Origin of the sequence: Marinobacter sp., from assembly GCF_039977835.1 — a bacterium.
Classification (GTDB): domain Bacteria; phylum Pseudomonadota; class Gammaproteobacteria; order Pseudomonadales; family Oleiphilaceae; genus Marinobacter.
This window is the reverse complement of record NZ_JBDWCL010000068.1, coordinates 19,703-39,108: the sequence shown is the minus strand read 5'-3', so window position 1 is coordinate 39,108 and position 19,406 is coordinate 19,703. Positions and strand designations below refer to the sequence as shown.

21 protein-coding genes and 1 tRNA gene are annotated in these 19,406 nt (G+C 54.4%); 10 read left to right on the top strand and 12 right to left on the bottom strand.

Annotation, left to right across the window (positions count from 1 at the left end):
- Positions 1-148: 148 nt before the first annotated feature.
- The 5 genes from ABJM11_RS19765 to ABJM11_RS19745 form a co-directional block, all read right to left on the bottom strand.
- Positions 149-1,030 carry a hypothetical protein gene (locus tag ABJM11_RS19765; protein WP_348297207.1) on the bottom strand — a complete coding sequence of 294 codons (882 nt, stop codon included), beginning with the start codon at positions 1,028-1,030 and terminating at the stop codon, positions 149-151.
- A gap of 124 nt (positions 1,031-1,154) precedes the next feature.
- The gene (locus ABJM11_RS19760) at positions 1,155-2,102 is read right to left on the bottom strand and encodes a DUF4124 domain-containing protein (RefSeq protein ID WP_348297206.1); all 948 of its coding nucleotides are present in this window, start codon (positions 2,100-2,102) and stop codon (positions 1,155-1,157) included.
- 116 nt (positions 2,103-2,218) lie between these two features.
- Positions 2,219-3,988, bottom strand: a complete 1,770-nt coding sequence (locus tag ABJM11_RS19755) for a DEAD/DEAH box helicase (protein WP_348297205.1) — start codon at positions 3,986-3,988, stop codon at positions 2,219-2,221.
- 18 nt (positions 3,989-4,006) lie between these two features.
- Positions 4,007-4,486 (bottom strand): peptidylprolyl isomerase, encoded by a 480-nt coding sequence (locus ABJM11_RS19750; protein ID WP_348297204.1) that lies wholly within the window; start codon positions 4,484-4,486, stop codon positions 4,007-4,009.
- A gap of 108 nt (positions 4,487-4,594) precedes the next feature.
- Positions 4,595-6,268 carry a mechanosensitive ion channel domain-containing protein gene (locus ABJM11_RS19745; protein WP_348297203.1) on the bottom strand — a complete coding sequence of 558 codons (1,674 nt, stop codon included), beginning with the start codon at positions 6,266-6,268 and terminating at the stop codon, positions 4,595-4,597.
- A 300-nt stretch (positions 6,269-6,568) separates the two neighbouring features.
- On the opposite strand from ABJM11_RS19745, the gene ABJM11_RS19740 reads away from it, so the two are divergent.
- Positions 6,569-6,856, top strand: a complete 288-nt coding sequence (locus ABJM11_RS19740) for a hypothetical protein (protein ID WP_348297202.1) — start codon at positions 6,569-6,571, stop codon at positions 6,854-6,856.
- A gap of 86 nt (positions 6,857-6,942) precedes the next feature.
- Here ABJM11_RS19740 and ABJM11_RS19735 read toward each other — a convergent pair whose 3' ends face one another.
- Complete coding sequence (locus ABJM11_RS19735; protein WP_348297201.1) at positions 6,943-7,185, bottom strand: hypothetical protein; 243 nt, start codon at positions 7,183-7,185, stop codon at positions 6,943-6,945.
- 56 nt (positions 7,186-7,241) lie between these two features.
- Here ABJM11_RS19735 and tenA point away from each other — a divergent pair, with 56 nt between their 5' ends.
- Positions 7,242-7,910: a thiaminase II gene (gene tenA / locus ABJM11_RS19730; protein WP_348297200.1), complete on the top strand. Its 669-nt coding sequence runs from the start codon at positions 7,242-7,244 to the stop codon at positions 7,908-7,910.
- A gap of 137 nt (positions 7,911-8,047) precedes the next feature.
- Here tenA and ABJM11_RS19725 read toward each other — a convergent pair whose 3' ends face one another.
- Positions 8,048-8,680 (bottom strand): cold shock and DUF1294 domain-containing protein, encoded by a 633-nt coding sequence (locus tag ABJM11_RS19725; RefSeq protein ID WP_348297199.1) that lies wholly within the window; start codon positions 8,678-8,680, stop codon positions 8,048-8,050.
- A gap of 305 nt (positions 8,681-8,985) precedes the next feature.
- Here ABJM11_RS19725 and ABJM11_RS19720 point away from each other — a divergent pair, with 305 nt between their 5' ends.
- The 3 genes from ABJM11_RS19720 (at position 8,986) to ABJM11_RS19710 (ending at position 10,956) form a co-directional block, all read left to right on the top strand.
- Positions 8,986-9,927 (top strand): hypothetical protein, encoded by a 942-nt coding sequence (locus tag ABJM11_RS19720; RefSeq protein WP_348297198.1) that lies wholly within the window; start codon positions 8,986-8,988, stop codon positions 9,925-9,927.
- A gap of 24 nt (positions 9,928-9,951) precedes the next feature.
- Positions 9,952-10,131, top strand: coding sequence for a hypothetical protein (locus ABJM11_RS19715; protein ID WP_348297197.1), 180 nt, complete (start codon positions 9,952-9,954; stop codon positions 10,129-10,131).
- Positions 10,132-10,209: 78 nt separating this feature from the next.
- On the top strand, positions 10,210-10,956 hold the full coding sequence (locus ABJM11_RS19710) for a class I SAM-dependent methyltransferase (RefSeq protein WP_348297196.1): 747 nt from the start codon (positions 10,210-10,212) through the stop codon (positions 10,954-10,956).
- Between the two features lie 46 nt (positions 10,957-11,002).
- Here the strand turns inward: ABJM11_RS19710 and trxC are convergent, their stop codons facing one another.
- Together trxC and ABJM11_RS19700 are read right to left on the bottom strand one after the other, a co-directional pair.
- The gene (gene trxC / locus ABJM11_RS19705; protein WP_348297195.1) at positions 11,003-11,446 is read right to left on the bottom strand and encodes a thioredoxin TrxC; all 444 of its coding nucleotides are present in this window, start codon (positions 11,444-11,446) and stop codon (positions 11,003-11,005) included.
- A 305-nt stretch (positions 11,447-11,751) separates the two neighbouring features.
- Complete coding sequence (locus tag ABJM11_RS19700; RefSeq protein ID WP_348297194.1) at positions 11,752-12,672, bottom strand: M14 family metallocarboxypeptidase; 921 nt, start codon at positions 12,670-12,672, stop codon at positions 11,752-11,754.
- A gap of 259 nt (positions 12,673-12,931) precedes the next feature.
- Here ABJM11_RS19700 and ABJM11_RS19695 point away from each other — a divergent pair, with 259 nt between their 5' ends.
- The 3 genes from ABJM11_RS19695 (at position 12,932) to ABJM11_RS19685 (ending at position 15,449) form a co-directional block, all read left to right on the top strand.
- The gene (locus tag ABJM11_RS19695; RefSeq protein WP_348297193.1) at positions 12,932-13,651 is read left to right on the top strand and encodes an arginine N-succinyltransferase; all 720 of its coding nucleotides are present in this window, start codon (positions 12,932-12,934) and stop codon (positions 13,649-13,651) included.
- A 189-nt stretch (positions 13,652-13,840) separates the two neighbouring features.
- Positions 13,841-15,067, top strand: a complete 1,227-nt coding sequence (locus tag ABJM11_RS19690; RefSeq protein ID WP_348297192.1) for a sulfite oxidase — start codon at positions 13,841-13,843, stop codon at positions 15,065-15,067.
- A 61-nt stretch (positions 15,068-15,128) separates the two neighbouring features.
- Entirely contained in the window at positions 15,129-15,449 is a 321-nt protein-coding gene (locus ABJM11_RS19685) for a cytochrome c (protein ID WP_348297191.1), read from the top strand.
- Positions 15,450-15,512: 63 nt separating this feature from the next.
- Here the strand turns inward: ABJM11_RS19685 and ABJM11_RS19680 are convergent.
- A tRNA-Gly gene (locus ABJM11_RS19680) sits at positions 15,513-15,586 on the bottom strand.
- 317 nt (positions 15,587-15,903) lie between these two features.
- Here ABJM11_RS19680 and ABJM11_RS19675 point away from each other — a divergent pair.
- Together ABJM11_RS19675 and ABJM11_RS19670 are read left to right on the top strand one after the other, a co-directional pair.
- The gene (locus ABJM11_RS19675; RefSeq protein WP_348297190.1) at positions 15,904-16,191 is read left to right on the top strand and encodes a type II toxin-antitoxin system ParD family antitoxin; all 288 of its coding nucleotides are present in this window, start codon (positions 15,904-15,906) and stop codon (positions 16,189-16,191) included.
- A gap of 670 nt (positions 16,192-16,861) precedes the next feature.
- Positions 16,862-18,445 (top strand): hypothetical protein, encoded by a 1,584-nt coding sequence (locus ABJM11_RS19670; RefSeq protein WP_348297189.1) that lies wholly within the window; start codon positions 16,862-16,864, stop codon positions 18,443-18,445.
- Positions 18,446-18,545: 100 nt separating this feature from the next.
- Here ABJM11_RS19670 and ABJM11_RS19665 read toward each other — a convergent pair whose 3' ends face one another.
- Entirely contained in the window at positions 18,546-18,869 is a 324-nt protein-coding gene (locus tag ABJM11_RS19665) for a rhodanese-like domain-containing protein (protein ID WP_348297188.1), read from the bottom strand.
- 86 nt (positions 18,870-18,955) lie between these two features.
- Positions 18,956-19,372, bottom strand: coding sequence for a hypothetical protein (locus tag ABJM11_RS19660; protein ID WP_348297187.1), 417 nt, complete (start codon positions 19,370-19,372; stop codon positions 18,956-18,958).
- Positions 19,373-19,406: the final 34 nt, after the last annotated feature.

Sequence of the window (19,406 nt, the reverse complement as noted above, 5' to 3'; positions counted from 1 at the left end):
TAAGAAAAGCCAAGGCACAAAACACGGAATCGGTTGACCCATCGTGACCGCTCAGAGTACAAAACTGACTCCAGCGTGATGGCCGTGTGCAAACCGGTCACGATCCCCGGAATGACCGGTCACGTTCGCCGGAATACGCATGGCCCACCTATAAGGCATCAAGCTTTTGAAACTCCCTGTCTCGCCGGGCTATTTTCTTGCGGCTCGCGCGGCCGCGACTGAGCAGGCTTCGGTGTGACGAAAACAGTAAATTGAGCATGACCCTCCTGCCACTGCCGAAGTGACGACGATGGAAAGCTTCCGTGTTCTCGAAAAATACGGTCCCGGCAGGGCCCGTAATATTTTTTATTGCACCACCAAAACGGGTGTCTGCCTCAGCCAGGCTTATTGAGCCTTTCAGGACATCTGCGATCTTAATATCGCGATGACTCCCTTTCGCAACGATATGATAGGAAGATTCTTCATCAACATCCGTCAGATAAACAAAGAGATTCAGGGAGGCCCAGCCCGCATAGTCAAAATGAAAAGAATTCTGCTTATGCTCTCTCGGGCTCTGTCCCGAGCGGGATACAAATAAGGAGGCTTCCAGCAGAACAGGTTCGGATTTCAGATAGGCCCTCAGAACCTTTTTTATTCCCGGGTCCTGGGTTAAATGGCGCACGTCGTCATTGACCTGATGCACCAGCTGATACTCTTCAGGGGGCAACTGATCGGTTATTTTCCGTAAGCGACTGACGAAATCAGCAGGCAACTGGCCAAGAATCGCCACACTGTCCTGACGAATTTCTTCAGCAATAAGCTCTGCGTCAATATCACCAAGAACCGACTCTCTACTCTTATCGAGTGAGTCAAGTGGCGGCCTGAGCTTCTGAATGGCATAAATAGGGGCGGACCGCCAGGGAGCAAAATGAAATAACTGCCTGATTTTATGTAGTGTGGCCGATAGCTTGAGGCTATTTGTCACGCGCCTGAAAAGGTTCAACGACGAAGCCAGGCTACCCCCGTTGCCAACACTGAATCGATAGCTCATAAGCTCCCTTCGCAAAAACATCCATCGATGCTTCCGTAGCATTTAACTACAAATACTAGACGATCCCATGATTATTACGAAGGTAAATTTGCCTCGGGTTTTCCGTGTCCGCCCTCCTTCAAGACTAAAGCCTGACGATCCGTTTACCCTGCTCGTGCAACCAACGACTCCAGTCCAGGCTCAACATGCTTACCCCACCAATGTAATTATCATCGACCAGGTAATATGCCAGAGTGCGGTCGCCCCGGTTAAAGTTATGCATTAGCCGCACCACAAAGTTACGGCGGGTCGGTTTGGAGAGCAGGAAATAGACGAACTGGCCGGACTGCGCCCGCAAGCTTCCGTGCCCCGACATTTCTGAATGTCGCCATTTATCACTGGATAGCTTCAGAAGCTGATCAATGCCCGTTAAACGGCCCTGTTCACGGGCTTGAGCGACATACCACCGATTTTCCTGGTGGCGTTCGAAATATAAACCCGACTCATCACGCTCCAGCATTTCCATCTGCTCGGCAAGCCCCTCGTTTAACCAGGCAGGCGCATAGGGCACGATGGTATCGACCACGGCGTGGCTCACCTCGTGCTTGATCGTTTTAAAGGTGAGGCTTCGGTTTTCCCGCACATAGACGGCTATCTGATGTTCCGAGGGTATATACAGGCCGTAGGACGCAACCGCCATGCCTCTGTTATTGCGAATCAGGTAGTTTTGGTATTGAGCCCTGTCCCTGAAAATCAGGATATTGACGGGCACCGTCCTGTACATATCAAAGGACATCACACGATCAAAAAACTCGTAGACATTGTTCACGCCGTCAACAATCTGCTGATTTTCCTCCTCACTCAGTTCTACATCGACAGCTTTAACATCGATATCAAAACGCGACCATTTCGACGCGCCTGGCTTCACGTTGACCACTTCCTGCTCAACGCTGTGGTCTTTTCGGTCGCTGAAATGAATTTTCCCGTTTTCGTCCACCCATTTATAAATCTCTGCAGAACCGGGGTTCGCAATGATCATGAAGAGCGAAAATACAAAGACTGGAGGTACGGCTTTCCTTAACGTTTTGAACACTGCGCTTTACCTGACAGAATGATAAAAAATGATTACGACAACCAAATAAGTACCGCGAAAGATCGGGCGAGGACGCACCTTGCTGTGGGTGTCTGCGATAACGCCTATCTGCATGCTTACGCCTCATTCGCCTTACGGTAATTGCCGTGATAATCAAAAATCCGTTCCTGCACCTGCCAATAGTGCTTCTGCTTGCGGGCAATCACAAAATCCGGCGCCGGCAACAAGCCCTGCATCTCAAGTACCTCCTCCGCCTTGCTGAACACTTTCGGAGCCTGGCTATTGGCAAAACGACGCCCAAACAGCCTGTTGAAAACGGTGCGCTGGCCCGGCTTGCTGAAATCAAACGACTCACTGAGCTCCTCCCCATCTTCACCGTGATAGGAGATTCTCAGCCTGCTTTCACCAACACTGAGGGTGATCCCGGCGCATCGGATCACCATGGCATCCTTGAGTTTCAACGCATTTCGTAGCTGATCATCCGGGTCGATAATCGCTTTGCGGCACCGCCCACAGTGCCGGGCCGCAATATCATTCTCGCCACCGCAGTGCGGGCACTCCTTGAAACGGAAACGGTAATCGCATTGTAGTGGTCGCCCGCTATGCCCCGCAGGCTCACCCCCTTCCACAGGCGCCAGAAGCCCCTGACACCGACGGCCGTAGTGCTCGATAACACGGCCATCACTATCGGTTTTACCCCAGAAGATGTTGGCAAACCCACAGCCCGGACAAAACACCTGCACCGGCTCACTGTCGGTGTTCGGTTTCGGCTCCCCCACCTCCGGGTGATGCAGATTCATAGTATTGCCCGCGTAATCAATCACCAGGCAATCCTGCTTGCCCTCATCCAGACGAAGGCCGCGGCCCACCATCTGCTGGTACAGGCTGACCGACTGGGTAGGCCGAAGAATAGCGATAAGGTCCACATGGGGTGCATCAAAGCCTGTGGTAAGCACGGACACATTCACCAGATATTTTAACTGCCGCTGCTTGAAGCGCTGGATGAGCGAGTCCCGATACTTCAGATCGGTTGCGCCGATTACCAATGCCGTTTCGTGTTCAGGAAGATAGCCGGTGATCTCCCGGGCGTGTTCCACCGTGGCCGCAAAGATCATTACCCCCTTGCGCCCGGCAGACAGTTCCATCACCTGCTCAATGATGGCACGGGTCACCCGCTTGTGTTTGCCCAGCAGCTGGTTGACGTCCTTCTCGGCGTATTCGCCAAAGCGGTCCCTTGTCAGGGCGGAGAAATCGTATTGCGTCACCGCTGCATTAACCAACTCAGGCCGGGTGAGATAGCCGCGATTGATCATATAGCTCAACGGCAGTTCGTAAATGCAGTGCTGAAAGGGCTTATCCTCTTCACTCCGGACAAAGCCCCGGTAGTGATAGCGATAGATCCAGCCCACGGCCAGACGGTAGGGGGTGGCGGTTAGTCCGAGCACTTTGAGGGCGCCATTCTGTTGCCGCAGCAGCTCGATGATCCGTTGATACTGGCTGGTTTCCTCGCCGCTGACCCGGTGGCACTCATCGATGACGACCAGCGAGTATTCATCCCTGAACTGATCCAGGTTCGCCGCTACGGACTGCACACTGGCAAAGGTCACCTGATGGCGGTTTTCCTTGCGCTTCAGCCCGGCGGAGAAGACGCCGCCCGTTAGCCCATAACTCTGGTATTTGGCGTGATTCTGCTCCACAAGTTCTTTTACGTGGGTCAGCACCAGAATCTTGCGCCGGGCAAGACGGGCCAGTTCAGCAATGACCAGGCTTTTACCCGCACCGGTTGGCAGCACGATAACGGCCGTCTCATCCGATTGGCGAAAATGCCTCAACGTGGCATCAACCGCTTCCTGCTGGTAAGGCCGCAACGAGAAAGGCAAATTCATTTTGCAGGGCTTAATCGTTCAATGATGTCCGCCCGGGCCATGGGCATGGCCGTGTGCTATCTCTTCCGGATCGGCGGCACGTACTTCAATGATCTCGATATCAAAGATCAGGGTTTTACCGGCCATCGGATGGTTGGTGTCGACATCGGCAAACTTGTGGCCGACCTTGGCAACCACCACATGGCGCGGGCCCTGCTCGGTTTTCACCTGGGCGATCATGCCCGGCTTCCAGCGCTTGGCACCCATCAAATGCTTGATCGGTACGCGCTGCACGGCATCATCCCTGCGCGGACCATAGGCCTTTTCCGGCGCGACGGTGACGCTGAACGTATCACCGGCCTCGCGACCTTCCAGGGCTTCCTCCAGGCCCGGGATAATGCCGCCGTGGCCGTGCAGATAGGCATTCGGCTCGCCGCCACGGGAGTTTTCTACAACATTGCCTTGGTCATCACTGACACTGTAGTGAAACAAGACCACCTGATTCTTTTCGATTGGCATAGGGCTCTCTGCGACGGTTCAAAGTCCGCCATTATAACCACCGGCGGCGCCAGAAACGATGGTCAAAGGCCTTAGGTTTCATTCGCCTTACGATAGCCCGCCGGGTAGTCATCGATGTGTTCCCGGCCTTTCCCCGCGAGCGATGTCGTGGGGGCTGGGGACCACTATCTCTCTCGGCCACCATTCGGGATGGTTGTCGCGGATGAATCCCAGCAACTTCTCACGGACATTCATTTCTGCCGCCCAGCCGGCAAAGGGCTCGGAGGTCATGAGGTAAAAAGAGACCGTCTGGGCCGCCTCGGTCTGCGCGGTGACAAAGCACGATAGCTTGTGGTGCTCGATGACGCTGTTTTCTGCCTCGGCGAACTCCTTGAATTTCTCCCTCAGACACTCGATGTCGGCATTCAGATGAAGCACCAGCTCTATCATTCTGTACATTTTGGCCCCCTTGACTGACAGATTCTCGAAGGGCTTCGAAGTGAAGTACTGGACCGGTACAACCAAACGGCGTTCATCCCAGGTTCTCAAGCGAATGAACGTATAGAAAATGCCTTCCACATAGCACCATTGGCCCTCGAAAACGATCAGGTCACCAATCCGTATGGGCTTGGCGAGCGACACCTGAAATGAAGAGAGAATGTTGCCCAGCACGGCCTGGCCGGCAATACCCAGCAGAACCGTGAGAATACTGGCCGAGGCAAGAAGGGTCATGCCCATCGTCTCGAAAAACGTGATCTGCGCCAGTATGTATATGGTGACCGCGGCAACCGTCAACAGGATGATGCCCCGACGCAACGCATAGAGCGATGTCAGTAACTTGCGTTCATCCCGGTGTTTGGTGTCGTCGATTTCTCCCACCAGATGTCGCTTTATCTTCAGCAGGAGGACGTCCACGAACCGCAGCGCGATCATACCGATGCCCCAGGCCAGGATGGTGATCAGTACTATGCGGAAAGACGTCGTCGCCACGGCCGAGAAAGATACTACGTAATTGAGAAGGGCCCTGGCCACGAGCGACATGACGACCAACGCCATAGGCAGCCTGATCTCGCCAGCGAAGATGCTGGGTGAGCCGGAAGGTAGCCATCGCGCCGACAGGCCGACCAAACGATGAACAAGCCATCCCACCAGGCCCACGCCCAGCAGGAAAACCGGAATAGTGATCCACTCCCAGATCTGGAGCATGCCGAACGTTGACTTGAAACGCTGCGGCACATGCGCTTCCAGCCAGGCGGGGCCATATTCCTCATAAAGCAGAGGGACGGAGGACAGACTGTCCGGCGTGATCAACCAGACAGGATTCTCTTCGCCCACCCGGTATCGGGCAAGGCGAATATCATAGGACTGATCGTCCGCACGGAGTGATGCGAGCTGGAGATTGCGTCGTGGTTCCCCTGCCCGGGGATTGTTTCCCGACGGATCTATAATGACGGCATCCTGCCGGCCAGACAAATTGGAGGTATCGATCCACTCGCCACGCCTGAGAACGGCGGCAAGTTGCCTGGCCAATTCGCTCCCCTTCTCACGCTGTTCCTCAGCACTCAACTCGGAAAGATTGAGCAGGTGCGCCGCCGCCTCGAAGTCCTGCTGGCTGGTGAGCTGGAGAAAGCTGCGAACCGACTCCCGCGGCGTCTGCCGCTTCACCGCCTCCGGGGGCTCACCGAGCCCGGCATTCAACGAGTCGATGGTAAACCATCGCATCTCTCTGTCTTCCGTCTGCGCCACGCACAGGCTGGAAAACACGAGAGCAACGACCAGCCACCCTATCGCATATTTTTTCATTCGCGTCCTACCGGCGTTGAAGTGAGTCCATTGTCTCTACCACTATAGAAGAAACAAAAAGCCAAGGAGAAACCGGAAAGGAGCATTCATCTGCGAAGCGAACCGATATCCAGATGAAAATAAACCCGCCCCAGTTGATAACCACACCTCCCTGAGCTTAGATTACAGCATCATCCGGAATTCCGTAGTTCGTGGCGATACAGCCTCCTTATCCACACCACGCCATTGAGAGAAGCAGCGATGACGCGCTCAGACAGGACGTTTGGTCTGTCTGAAACATCGTATTTGAAGGAGAAATCTATGAAAAAGCTGCATTCACTCGCCTTTTATGCCCTGATCACACCGGCCATAGCCCTGGGCTCAGCTGCTTTGCTCGCCGAAGAGAGCGGCAATAAGGACGTGGGAGAACAGGATATGGACCAACATGGTGGACAGAATCAGAACTCTGAGGAACACGAGGGGTCCACCAAGTCCAAATACAATGCAGATGACAGCACGGACACAACTGACGCGAAAGCGGATGACCAGTCTGGCAAGCCGAAAAAGGAGGACCGGAAATCTTCTTCGGATGAGGACATGACCGAGTGAGCTGAGCGGAACCCAGCTCAGCCCTCTCGGAATGAAAACGTGGGTGTATCGAACTGATCAAACCAGCAGTTTGATGATGTCACCTGCTACAACGCAGCGTCCAGCTCATCGATCGCTTTTTTCAGCGCAATCACAGCCTCGGAATGTTTACCCTGCTCATGCAGCGATTCACCACGAGCCCGGAGTTCTTTGACCTTGGCCTCAGCTTCAATGTCCAGTTGCGCCGACTGCAGTTGATGATCGATCTGTTTCATCAGCGTCGGGCATTGACTGCCAAGGGCATTGCCCGTTAAAAAAACCGTGAATAACACAACCGCAAGATACCGCATGACTGTTCCTCCTTTTCAGCACGACCCTATGGAGTATAGACAATCGGAGCCATTGTATGTCTTATCAGTTTTCAGACCTCAAAAAAGCCTGCCCGACCGAATGGCGGGACTACATCGAACACAGCTTCGTCATGCAATTGGGCAATGCCACACTGGCGCCGGAAGCATTTCAGCATTACCTCAAACAGGACTACCTGTTCCTGATACAGTTTGCCCGCGCCTTTGCCCTGGCCGCCTACAAAAGCACTACCCTGGACGACCTGAGGCAGGCCAAAGAGGGTATGCAGGCCATCCTCGATACTGAACTGGGCCTGCACATCGACTTCTGTAAAGACTGGGGCATCTCGGAGAACGAACTGGCCAGGCTTCCGGAAGCCCGTGCCACCCTGGCGTACACGAGATACGTACTCGACACCGGCAACCGCGGCGACCTGCTGGACCTGCACGTGGCCCTGTCCCCCTGCATGGTCGGCTACGGCGAAATCGCCAACTGGTTGAACAGCCGCAGCGAAACCATTCGCGGCGAAGCCAACCCCTATGATGCCTGGATCGCCATGTACGAAAGCGACGAATTTCAGGAGGCCATGCAGGCAGAAGTTCGCTGGCTGGATGACCGACTGGCTGACGTATCCCCGTCCCGGTTCGAGCAACTGACCAGAATCTTCCGGGACGCCACGCGGCTGGAAATCGACTTCTGGGAAATGGGGCTGAATTTGAGCGACTAGGTGCAGAGCTGCCTATTAACCCAAATAATAGAACTGTCCCGGTTTAACGATCACTCTTGAGAGGTGTGCTATATGATCGAATGAGGTATCCGCGATTCCGGTGGTAAGCTACTCGTGGCGGAGCGGGGGTTGCTCAGTTAAATCCTGATAAGCATGACCGGTTTAATCTCCAGCGCCTGCCGGGCAAACTCTGCATCCGGCCACATCAGCAACCAGCCGAGCACCGCAAGATTGAGGATCACATAAAACCAGAACGTCACCTGAAACGATGTCTTGCGGGTTTTGTGACGAAAGAACTGCTGCCCCACCAACGCCCCCGGCCAGCCACACAGAAGTTCAAAAAGATGCAACCGCCCCTCAGGTACCCGCCGGTTACCGTTCTCGGCGGCCCCTTTGTCGATCGCGTACATCAAGAAAGTAATCAGGCTCATTACCCCATAGACAACCGGTAAAAGCAGCGGCACATACCCCTGAAGATACAACACAGAAACCGTACCCCCAACTGCGGCTGCAACAAACAGAGCAACCCAGACACCGGTCGCTACCGCTGCGCGGTGTCGTGCCACGCCAGCGTACTGGAAACTGGCCGCCCTCAACCGGCCCTTCTCGTCTTTTGTCTGCGCATAAACTACCTTGCGACTGGCCGAAGGCCTGCCCTGCCCCTGATAGGCGCTGATATGGGCAAACAGACGCTCACCCCCGTTATCCGGAGTGATAAAACCGAAACCCTTGGCATCGTTCCATGAGGTGAGTAAGCCTTTCTGATTCACTTGCCGTTCCCTTAGATTGGCTATTGTTCTGGCGCATGGCGGAAAGAGTGGAAAGTATATCTACCCCAGTTTTCCCCGAATGTTACACAGTTCTGCGCACAGACTTTACCTTTCCATGCATATGTCGTATTAATATGCAGGTATTCAGGGATAGATAGCAAGCAACATTGGATGTTGTAAACACACCTCCGTTTTACCTCCAGTGCTCCCTTGAAATCCCCCTGACTGCAGACACGTGCGCCTGGAATAAACTCCGAACGCTGGTCTCCAGGCGTAAAGCATTTGAGGAAATCTGAGAGGGAAGCATGAATAAACAGAAATTGATCGGGCGTTGCATTGTAGTCTCCGGCTTGGCCCTATTGGCCGCTTGCGGTGGCGGTGGTGGCGGAGGGAGCAGCGAAAATGCAGAGCCAACTCTCTCGCTTGACTCAGGCAACTATGCGAGCAAAAAAATTGAAATTTCCTCTTCCACGAACGTCGACAATATCAACCAGCTTTCGATTGATTTGAACGATGCTTATGGTTTACTTGGTGATCTTCATGATTCACTTTGGCGTCAATCCGGCGGGGTATCGGGAACCACCAATTGTGACGGGGGAGGCACGGCCAAAGTTACCTACGCGGGCAAAGACCGGAATGATGATGAAAGCTGGGAGTTCAGTGACTGCGTCGTTTCCACCTATAGCCACGGCGACGTTCTGCTCAATGGCACTTTCCGCTACGTGGATACCCTCACCGGCGAAACGGCGACCAGCGAAAGCTGGAAGGGGTATGAAAGCTATAATATCACCGGTGAGCTCAAGAACAGTGGCGAACCGTTGAACGTGAAAGGTCGCAGCGACTGGGATCAACTTTTCAGTTGGGATAATGACACAGCAAGCGGCCGTTTTGTTGACACCACCGAAGCTTTCGAGCTGAAAGTCGGCAATCGTTACGTGGCCCTCAGAAATATGGAAACGCGCCTGGAAGGGACGGAATTTGAGGCGGAATACACGATGGATGGCACACTGATCGGGTCTGCGATCGAGGGATATGTTCAGATAGCGACACCCACTCCTGTAAGCGCCTCAGCCAATGAAACATGCCCAACCGAGGGAATCATCCGTATCTCCAGTGATGGTTCTGCAGAAATAAGATATGGCAGCAGTGCGGCTGGTACAGCAGGCGCCGTAGCTGTGTGGATAGATGGCCAGATTGCTGAAAGCTATGCCGACTGCACCGGCGTTGGCTTTGCACTGGTCTACTAACCTATCGACTAATGGCGGCGAGGAATGTTGTTCCTCGCCATGCCGACTCCTGCCTTGAGAGAAGTCCTTCCACTGAGCAAACGCATCACAACCCCGGCTTTCTTCACATGGTTTATCCGTGTGATGGCAGTGCTGCTTTTTTATGTGGCGGCATCGATTGCTTATGAGTTTGTTTACCTGCCGCTAGGTGGTTCCAACTCGTAAATTCGCCTGGTGGACACCGGCGAACCGATTGCTATACTGCCGGCCAATTGCCTACCCCCGCCTGCCCAGTGAGTCGTCATGCAACCGTCCAACAAGCTCTACACCGACCTCTCCGGTTATTACGACCTGATGTGTGCCGACATCGACTACCGGGAACAAAGCAGCGCTGTACGCAGGCTTAACCAGTTGTTCGGGAACGGCGGCCACAGGCATCTGGACCTGGCCTGTGGTACCGGCCCTCACATTCGGTATTTCCTCGGCTGCGGCTACCAGAGCCAGGGCCTGGACATCAATCAGCCTATGCTGGATAAAGCGAAAGCGCGCTGCCCTGAAGCCAGTTTCACCCTGGGAGACATTGGCCATTTTGCCTTTGACCAGCCTTTCGATCTGATCACCTGCTTCCTGTATTCCATTCACTACAACAGTGACAGAAACCGCCTGAAATCCTGCATCACCAGCGTCCACGATGCCCTGCAGGCCAATGGTGTTTTCTGCTTCAACGCGGTGGATAAAAACAAAATCGACAACAACCTGTTTGTAACCCATACCGCAGAGCGCCAGGACGGTGCCTTCACTTTCAGCTCGAGCTGGCACTACCGCGGCCATGGCGAACAGCAGTCTCTCAAGCTGCGCATCCAGAAAACCACCCACAATGTCAGCGAAACCTGGAAAGACGAGCACCCCATGGTGGCATTGGGCTTCGAGGAGCTTACAAAGCTGCTGGAGCCTTATTTCGAGGTGCATATATTCGAGCACGACTACGGCAGGATAGAACCCTGGGACGGGCAGTCCGGCAATGCCCTGTTTGTCTGTGTAAAGACTTAGCGCAAAGCAGACTTGGCCTGGTTTTCAGGTTGGCTCGATAGCCTTCTCACGAACGAATACCTTTCGATTGCAGCCACTGATTGATCTGCGCCTGGTTCATGGCACCGCTTTGGCGGGCAACTTCCTGGCCATTCTGGAACAGAATCATGGTGGGAATGCTGCGAATCGCAAACTGACCGGCCGGCCCCGGGGCTTGTTCGGTGTTCAGCTTGGCAAAGCGCATTTTCCCTCGCCAGGCTTTCGCAGCCTGCTCGAACTGGGGCGCCATCGCTTTACAAGGGCCGCACCAACTGGCCCAGAAATCCACCAGCACGGGCACGTCACTGCGTCCTGTGTGGGCGGCAAAGCTCTGGTCCGTCAACTCCAGAACCTGTTCCGGCCACAAAGGTTGTTTGCAGGCGCCGCAATTGCCGCCGGATGACAACTTGTCGGCAGGTACACGGTTCACTTTGTGGCAATGGGGACACACCAGGTGTCGAACGTCAGTCATGATGGATCTGCCTCTGATTGGCTGGTTGTAGGAATAATCAGGGCATACGGATAAAAATCAAGCGACGCGACTTGCTGCAGTGCCGTTTTCCAAACCGATCAAACCGGCAGTTCGATAATCTCCCCAACCACACCCTCTTCACTCACTTCCAGCCGCCCCACCGTGATCGGCATGAAGAATCAGATCCGAGCCTTTCAAAACCTCCAGGGCTTCGGGGCGCATTTTGCTGTAGGTGTCTGCGATTACGCCAATGTGCATGCTTACCCCCTCCTGATCCCTCAACGACTCCAGTGGATTGTCCTCACTTAGTCTGACAGCGCATAGTCGATCGCCGCACACACCGCGGCAACCTGTGCGGAGTTGCATTGCTCGGGGGTCACGCGGTCGCTGTCCGGGTAGACCTCGGTGGTGGTCCTATAGTGGGCGTTGGTCATGCTGGTGCAAAGGCCAAGCTCCGCCAGCGGATACTGAATAACGCCCCGGGCGGCCGGCGGCGAGCCGAGAATCTCGCCGTTGTCATCCGCCGGCGCGATATGGGTGATCTTTTCCACCGCCTTGATTACCGCCTGCTGGAATTCCGGGTGCGGGCTCTCGGTGTCATCCACCAGATAGAAGCCGTCCGGGATGTTCCCCGGCTCAAACGGTTTGCCATCACGGGCCGCAAGCGCCGGGCGGAACTCGGTTTCGTCGGTATCGGTGGTTTCATGCAGGTCGATGTGCAGCAGTATTGGCTCATCTATCAACGCGACCAGTTGCATGAGCGCCGCTGACTCCTCCGCCTGGCCGTCGCCACTAAACGAGCGGTTGGGATCAACAGCGTTTGCGTTCCAGCGATGGATGCGTTCGTAAGCCCAGGGGCTGACGCAAGGCGCGACCAGCAGGTTTACTCGATCGGCATAATCTGCTGCCTGCTGCTCAACGAACTGCAGCGCACCGTGGACACCGCTTGTTTCATAGCCGTGCACTCCGCCGGTAATCAACACCACCGGCCGTTCGGCACGCCAGTCGCGGCTGCGGAGTACCATCAGCGGATAAACGTCCGGACCATATTCCAGACGGCCATACTCTTCCACGTGGAAGCGCGAACTCAGCCGCTCCACTACGCTCAATACGTCGGAGTCGTAACTGCGTTGACGGCTCTGCCGTGACAGCCACTGGGCACGTTCCGCGTCGCCCCAGGGCGTGCCGGGCGTACCGATTGGATAGGCCGCTGAAGCGGTGCTCATATTGATTATCTCCTTCGGTCAGTCACTTGCGCGCATCTCACAACTGCGCATAGGCATGGTACCCGGGAAACCTGGGACAATCACCCTGGCCAAACCGGACTTTGGAAGGCTTCAGAAAAATATTACCGGAGCCCCCCCAACGGGAATCTCGACCTCCAAGCCGCGACAGATCAAGGAAATCGTCATCGCGCTCACAAATAACCGGACGCGGGCACTGCCAATAGTTACACTAATGCTTGATGGCGCAGTAGGAAGGAGCGTGGCAGAAAATTCCGACGGCAATCAGGTAACATTACGAATGAGTGAGTCCATCAAGGATAAAAGAGCATCAGCGCAGACGCCCGCAAAGAGGGGCTTCAGTGGTTTACAGGTCTTTGGCATCGTCCTGCTCACCCTCATTGCCACCATCGGCGTTGGTTACTGGTGGTTAAGCCACTACGTGTTTCCTGAGAACTTCGAACCCGTGACGCTCAATGCCAGTGAACAGGATTCACTCAACACTAAACTGAATACTCTGGGTATCGATACCCAAGGCGCCGAATCCGGCCGCCCGCTGCAGCCGCAGCCCTACAGTGAGGAAGGCGCCAGCCGCGAGGTACGCTTCAGTGAGCGCGAACTCAACGGTATGCTGGCCAATAACACTGACCTGGCTCAGAGGCTCGCCGTCGACCTTTCGGACGATCTTCTAAGCGCCGTGCTTCTAGTGCCCCTTGAAGAGGGCTTCCCCATACTCGGTGGCAGAACCCTACGAGTAAATGCCGGAGTAGAACTCTCCTTCGCCAAAGGTCGCCCCCTGGTTAAGCTAAAAGGTGTCAGCCTGATGGGCGTCCCCATCCCCAATGCCTGGCTGGGCAACCTCAAGAATGTGGACCTGGTCAACGAATTCGGTGCTAACCCCGGATTCTGGCAATCCTTTGCGGCCGGTGTGGATTATATCCAGGTCGAGGATGGGCGGTTGCTCGTCCGGCTCAAGGAATAGCGCCCTACTTGCTCCACTTGCCAGCAATCAGCCTCTGTACAGCATCGGATTCAAAGATTAAATCTGTCCCCTTTTCGCTGGAAACATTGCTCATTATTTGACCAACACCTATAACTTATATGGTTATAACCTGTAATCAATCAGCGCAGGTCACACCTTCAAACAATAAGGCAGGCAAGGAGACGGAACATGCAAGCGGAAGCAGCACTTCAGCGAGGCCGGAATGACCCCGGCCTCGAAAACCCTACCCGTAGAAGCCTTCTGCTTGGCAGCGCCGGCGCCATGGCCGCAGTAGGCCTGCTGGGTTTTATACCTCTCGCGAAAGGCGAGGAGCCCAAATCATTGCCCGATTACGCCGCCTGGAAAGAGCGCAATGCCCTGATTGTGCATAGCGCCAACACCATGGAGACCGAAAGAGGTGCAATCGGCAACGGTGTCATCACACCCAGTGATCGCCTCTTTGTTCGCAACAACCTGCCTGCGCCTCCGGAGTCGGTAACCGAAAATCCGGATGTCTGGGAGGTGCAAATCGAAGGGGTCAAAAATCCCCGAACCCTCACCGTGGGGGAACTGAAAAAGATGGGCGTCACCACCACTGCCTCCGTGCTCCAGTGCTCCGGAAACGGCCGAGCCTTTTTTCCTCATGGCGCGAGTGGTACCCAATGGTCGGTTGGTGCTGCCGGTTGCGTTATGTGGACGGGCGTTCCCCTGAAAGATGTTGTGGAAGCCCTGGGCGGAGCCGTAGAGGGTGCGAAGTACATTACCAGCACGGGTGGCGAATCCCTGCCGGACGGGCTTGACCCCAAAACGGTCGTGGTCGAGCGCTCGGTACCCACCAGAGCACTGGAAACGGCCATACTGGCGTGGGAAATGAACGACGAGCCTCTCAGCAATACCCATGGCGGCCCCCTGCGCATGGTGGTACCGGGCTACTACGGCGTCAACAACGTCAAGTATGTGAAGAACATCGCCTTCACCGAGAATCAGACCGACGCCAAGATTCAGGCCTCGGGGTACCGCATCCGGGATGTGGGTGAGAAAGGCGCCCCGGACCAACCCTCGATGTGGGAGATGAACGTCAAATCCTGGGTGACCGCGCCTCTGGAAACCGGCAGCAGTGGCCGGAACATGATCTACGGCGTCGCCTTTGGCGGCACAGTGGCGCTCGAAAAAGTGGACGTTTCGATTGATGGCGGTAACACCTGGAAGCAGGCCCGGTTCCTGGGGCCGGACCTTGGCCCCCACGCCTGGCGACCTTTTGTCCTGGCAGCGGACTTGCAGGCCGGCGAACATCGTATTGTCAGCCGGGCGACGGACGTTGAAGGCAACAGCCAGCCGGAAGGCCGGACCGACAACGAGCGTGGCTATGGCCACAATGGCTGGAAAGACCACGGCGTGACCGTAGCGATCAGCTGATATACAGCGGGGTCGCCCGACGACAGGGCTGGCCCGCCCAGCATTCTCAGAGAGACGTGATATGAGGCTGATTGCAGCAGTGGTTGTTGTACCCCTGTTTGGCTTGTCGCTTATGGCTCAGGCCAGCGACACCGAAAAGGGAAAAAAGGTATTCACCCAGGACGCACAGCCTGCCTGTAGTGTGTGCCATACCCTTGCAGATGCTGGCTCTACCGGCGACATCGGCCCGAACCTGGATGAACTGAAACCATCAAGGGAAGTCGTGGTTAACGCTGTTACCGGCGGCGTTGGCATTATGCCGGCGTTTGAAGAATCCCTGTCTGCAGAGCAGATCCAGGCTGTGGCGGCTTACGTTGCCACGGTGACAGGCGGGGATAAGTAAGTCTCCACAAAATAGATCTATCCCGATTTTGTTGCTCGGGTGTCCAGACCTTCAGGATGCAGATGGAGCGGGTGAAGGGAATCGAACCCTCGTCGTAAGCTTGGGAAGCTTCTGCTCTGCCATTGAGCTACACCCGCATCCTGCGACCCAATATAGGTCTGCAATCGCACGCTGACAAGCAGTCTGGCCCGGCGCTGATATCGCTTTTCTCCTTCGGTTAGTCACTCGCTCGCATCTCAAGGCTGCGCATACGCTAAAATTAATGTCTCCCGGTTCTCGAAAGGTAGCCCTGAAGCGCCAAACATTTTCAATGGGCGATGTCATTGCGGTGCTCGTTTCGGCGGGCTCAACTGCAAGAAGAACACTTTTTAACCATCAGAGTCACCTCCTCCCCTAGACAGGAAATTCACGGATTGGCATGTTATGCCAATGCGATTCGGACAGGACCACTCTAATGACAACGAGAAACATCGTACTCACTGACCATCAATCCCAGGTAGTCGATCATCTGGTTACCTCGGGCCGTTATCAAAATGCGAGCGAGGTACTTCGAGCCGGCCTGAGAATGGTCGAGGAAGCCGAGGCCCGCTATGTCACGAAAATAAATGACCTAAGAGCCGCCATCGATGCGGGCCAGAAAGACATGGAGGCTGGCAGAACCAGGACATTCACTGGTGACGAGTTCGCTACTTACCTTTCTGAGCATGCGGAGCAAGCCATCAGGAAGAAACGGGGTACCTGATTACGATGAAACCATGGAAGGTTATTCTCACAGACGCTGCTCTATCCGATCTCTACGATATTCTCGAAAACACAGGTCAGACATCCGGTCCGGGATTGCTACCTATCCGCTTGCAAGGCAAGGAAAAGCCTCACCCCATCAGTTTTATCTTCGGATGGAAAAGGATACGCACAATCAGTCCATGATAATTCTTCGGGTCTTGCACCAAAGGACGGACCCTGAAGCGCATATCTGACCGCCACACTATCTGACTACTGGTTGTCAGGAGATTGAATAGGTCTGTTTCGGTTTTCCGGTGCAGAGACCCTGAAAAAGCTAATTCCAATATTCAAAATATGCCGAATAACAATATGCGGGCCTGTCTTTGAATCGAAGAAAACATACCAGCGCCAGGTTTTCGCGAGGTAGCTCTAGAAAGCTCTGAAACGTCAAAGATGGTAAAAAGAACAATCATGCATCTAACCCCCTCAAGAGCCCGACAGATCATAAAAATTTTTAAAAACAATTAGTTATAACGATAACCCCTCCCGTTTTTCCCTACTTGTATACAAAACATACAGCACAGGACAGCTTGGCCAAAAAGCGCATTCATGTTGCATAGGGTACTATCGGTTAGGTCATGACAGAAGTTTAACCGCCATGACCAAATTAAATTTGTTAAGGAGAAAGCATGTTTTTACATAAGAATAAGCTCGCGATGGCGATTACCTCTAGCGCTGCGATAGCCCTCGTGGGTTGCGGCGGAGGTAGCGGTGGTAGTGATGATGGCAGCCTAAATCATGATGCTGACGGATCGTATTCGGTAACGGCGATCGATGGTTACCTGGAAAATGCCGAAATCTACGTTGATGTAATTTCTAATGGCAAGCTGGACCAGTCCGAACTGGATAACGGCCCAGTTGGTCGAACGAATGCCCAGGGTGTAGCTGAGCTTGAAACCGCGTTGGCTGGCGAAGATCTTTTGGTTCGCGCAATTGGCGGTGAGACGCGTGATTCGGACAGCGGTATCGTAGACGCTACCTTTGTGCTCAGTGCTGACAGAGGATCTGAATTCTTCACGCCGTTTACTCACCTTTCAAAAGTCACCGGCGTATCCCTGGGTGAAATTGCCGAGCGGATCGGCGTCGATGCCTCGATCATTTCCGGTGACTTTGTAAAGGCCAAAAAAGAGGCAGTCAACAAAGCGGATGCTGACGTAGCTCACGCGCTTGCGCGTTTCGTGGTGACAGAGCTGAAGCAGGCGAACGTTTCGGAAGAAAACATTAGTGTGGCGCTTGGTGATGCGAAAACCGCAATCGAAACAGCGATTGCCAATGGTCAAGACCCCGATCTAGTTGAAGTCGAACTGGATGATAGTGGGAATGGATCGATTGTTGAAGCTCAGCCGACCCGACTCGCGTTTAGCGCAAACCTTCTGACAGGGGAGGAGACCTGGACTGCCTACCGCTTCGACGACAGCGGCGACCAAGAGCAGTTCTACTTCCGGTTTGGCAACGCCAACGATGATTCGGCGTTTTGTCTGACCTCCGAGCCTATGTCGTTCCTCACTGAAGAAACCATTACGCCGCTGGGCAATGATTGTGTGGCTGACGCAACGTTCGCTGTGAACGGAAGCGGGCAGTTGGAGCTCTCCTACTCGGACGCCGATGTATTTGAAATGCTCTATCGCTTTAGCGAAGAGCGCGAAGCTGAGCAAGGCGGAACCTTCACCTACAAGATGTTCCTGATGGTGAAGTCCAACGGTGAATTGTTGTGGGTAGACAACAATGAATTCGTCCGGGATGCTGGCGACTACCGTGATGCGCCGGCACAAACCGTGTTCAGCATGATGGATGACGATGATGGCAGTGGCGTTATTGAGCAAATGCTTGTTCGTGGCGACTTTGAAACGACTGACACGTATGAGTACGAAACTTACGGTGAGATCAGTAAAGGTACTGTGGCGTACTTCGATGTAAACAACGAATCGGATGCGATCAAGACCCGTTGGTTTATCTCGCCGCTTTGTGAGTTCACCGGTTACAACTGCCAGCAGGACGAGCCGATGGCTCGGGAAGAAGAGGAGAACGAGAATATGCATTCTCACGTGTACCTACCATATCGCACGGCTGGCCAACTGCAATTGGTTTGGGATTGGAAGCCATACGACAATCTCCGTGAGATGCTATTTATCCAGTCTACGTCTGGTCAGTTGATTGGTAACATCTTCTCGGAGTTCCAGTCACGTGACGATGGCACTCAAGGCACAAATTAATCCTGCTTAGTCAGCATATGTTGTGGTCGGCATTGCGTTGGCCACAGCATTCAACACATCGGACTCGTACCTGCGTTGACGGCTCTGCCGTGACAGCCACTCAGCGCGCCTCCCGCGCCTCAGTAACGCTACCCATGTTGTTCACATTGGTGTAGCCCGCACTCTCCAGTGCAGATTTGGCTTTACTGGCTCTGTTTCCACTTCGGCAATATAGATTTATCTCCGTATCTTTGTCCGGAAACCGTTCGGTTACCCGCGCGACTATGTTCCCGTGCGGAATGAGAGGGTCTCCATCAATGTGATTCTGTCGATGCTCGGCTTCCGTACGAACATCAATCCAAACCGACTTCGCTTGGGTGAGCATCGGCGTGACCGCCAGCGATAAAAAAATCAGGACAGCCCTCACTGAATCAAACTTACGCATAAAAAGCTCCTGACATTGCGGGTTAAGACATATTTTACGATAAAACGCCGCGGATAAGTTCACCACAAGGGAACCAGAAAATACGACTACGAAGACCGCGCCTTCAGGCTTTCCGGACGGAACAGAGCCGTACCCAACACCAGAACAAACGCTGCCAGCACAAACACCTTATTCACAAACCAGTTCGTGCGCCAGATGGACCACTCCGGTTCCGCCAGGAACCAGATGAACAGAGTGCTAATGATCAGGATCTCAACCACGGACATGCCAATGGCCAGAAGGCGCGTATACTTTGGTCTAGCCGATAACGCCCAGGCCAGCCATAGGTGTGCAACCGGCCACAAGTCCCAGTAGATATAGGTCGCCCACGCCTCATTGGTGGCCAGCGCAAAGCCGATCGGGAACAGGTATTTGATGAAGAGGGTCCAGGCCACGAGGATCACGAACAGATGGGCTAGAAAGCTGATCCAGGGGCTCTGAACGTTTTCACTGGGGGATGTCATTACGGCACTCCTGTCTTGAGAAGTCCTTTCACTG

Bases quoted from the DNA above. Each gene is read 5' to 3' on its own strand.
- ABJM11_RS19670 (WP_348297189.1), top strand. From the start codon at position 16,862: ATGTTTTTACATAAGAATAAGCTCGCGATGGCGATTACCTCTAGCGCT.
- ABJM11_RS19665 (WP_348297188.1), bottom strand. From the start codon at position 18,869: ATGCGTAAGTTTGATTCAGTGAGGGCTGTCCTGATTTTTTTATCGCTG.
- ABJM11_RS19685 (WP_348297191.1), top strand. From the start codon at position 15,129: ATGAGGCTGATTGCAGCAGTGGTTGTTGTACCCCTGTTTGGCTTGTCG.
- ABJM11_RS19750 (WP_348297204.1), bottom strand. From the start codon at position 4,486: ATGCCAATCGAAAAGAATCAGGTGGTCTTGTTTCACTACAGTGTCAGT.
- ABJM11_RS19660 (WP_348297187.1), bottom strand. From the start codon at position 19,372: ATGACATCCCCCAGTGAAAACGTTCAGAGCCCCTGGATCAGCTTTCTA.
- ABJM11_RS19740 (WP_348297202.1), top strand. From the start codon at position 6,569: ATGAAAAAGCTGCATTCACTCGCCTTTTATGCCCTGATCACACCGGCC.
- ABJM11_RS19765 (WP_348297207.1), bottom strand. From the start codon at position 1,030: ATGAGCTATCGATTCAGTGTTGGCAACGGGGGTAGCCTGGCTTCGTCG.
- ABJM11_RS19735 (WP_348297201.1), bottom strand. From the start codon at position 7,185: ATGCGGTATCTTGCGGTTGTGTTATTCACGGTTTTTTTAACGGGCAAT.
- ABJM11_RS19745 (WP_348297203.1), bottom strand. From the start codon at position 6,268: ATGAAAAAATATGCGATAGGGTGGCTGGTCGTTGCTCTCGTGTTTTCC.
- trxC (WP_348297195.1), bottom strand. From the start codon at position 11,446: ATGACTGACGTTCGACACCTGGTGTGTCCCCATTGCCACAAAGTGAAC.
- ABJM11_RS19755 (WP_348297205.1), bottom strand. From the start codon at position 3,988: ATGAATTTGCCTTTCTCGTTGCGGCCTTACCAGCAGGAAGCGGTTGAT.
- ABJM11_RS19675 (WP_348297190.1), top strand. From the start codon at position 15,904: ATGACAACGAGAAACATCGTACTCACTGACCATCAATCCCAGGTAGTC.
- ABJM11_RS19690 (WP_348297192.1), top strand. From the start codon at position 13,841: ATGCAAGCGGAAGCAGCACTTCAGCGAGGCCGGAATGACCCCGGCCTC.
- tenA (WP_348297200.1), top strand. From the start codon at position 7,242: ATGTCTTATCAGTTTTCAGACCTCAAAAAAGCCTGCCCGACCGAATGG.
- ABJM11_RS19715 (WP_348297197.1), top strand. From the start codon at position 9,952: ATGTTGTTCCTCGCCATGCCGACTCCTGCCTTGAGAGAAGTCCTTCCA.
- ABJM11_RS19700 (WP_348297194.1), bottom strand. From the start codon at position 12,672: ATGAGCACCGCTTCAGCGGCCTATCCAATCGGTACGCCCGGCACGCCC.
- ABJM11_RS19720 (WP_348297198.1), top strand. From the start codon at position 8,986: ATGAATAAACAGAAATTGATCGGGCGTTGCATTGTAGTCTCCGGCTTG.
- ABJM11_RS19710 (WP_348297196.1), top strand. From the start codon at position 10,210: ATGCAACCGTCCAACAAGCTCTACACCGACCTCTCCGGTTATTACGAC.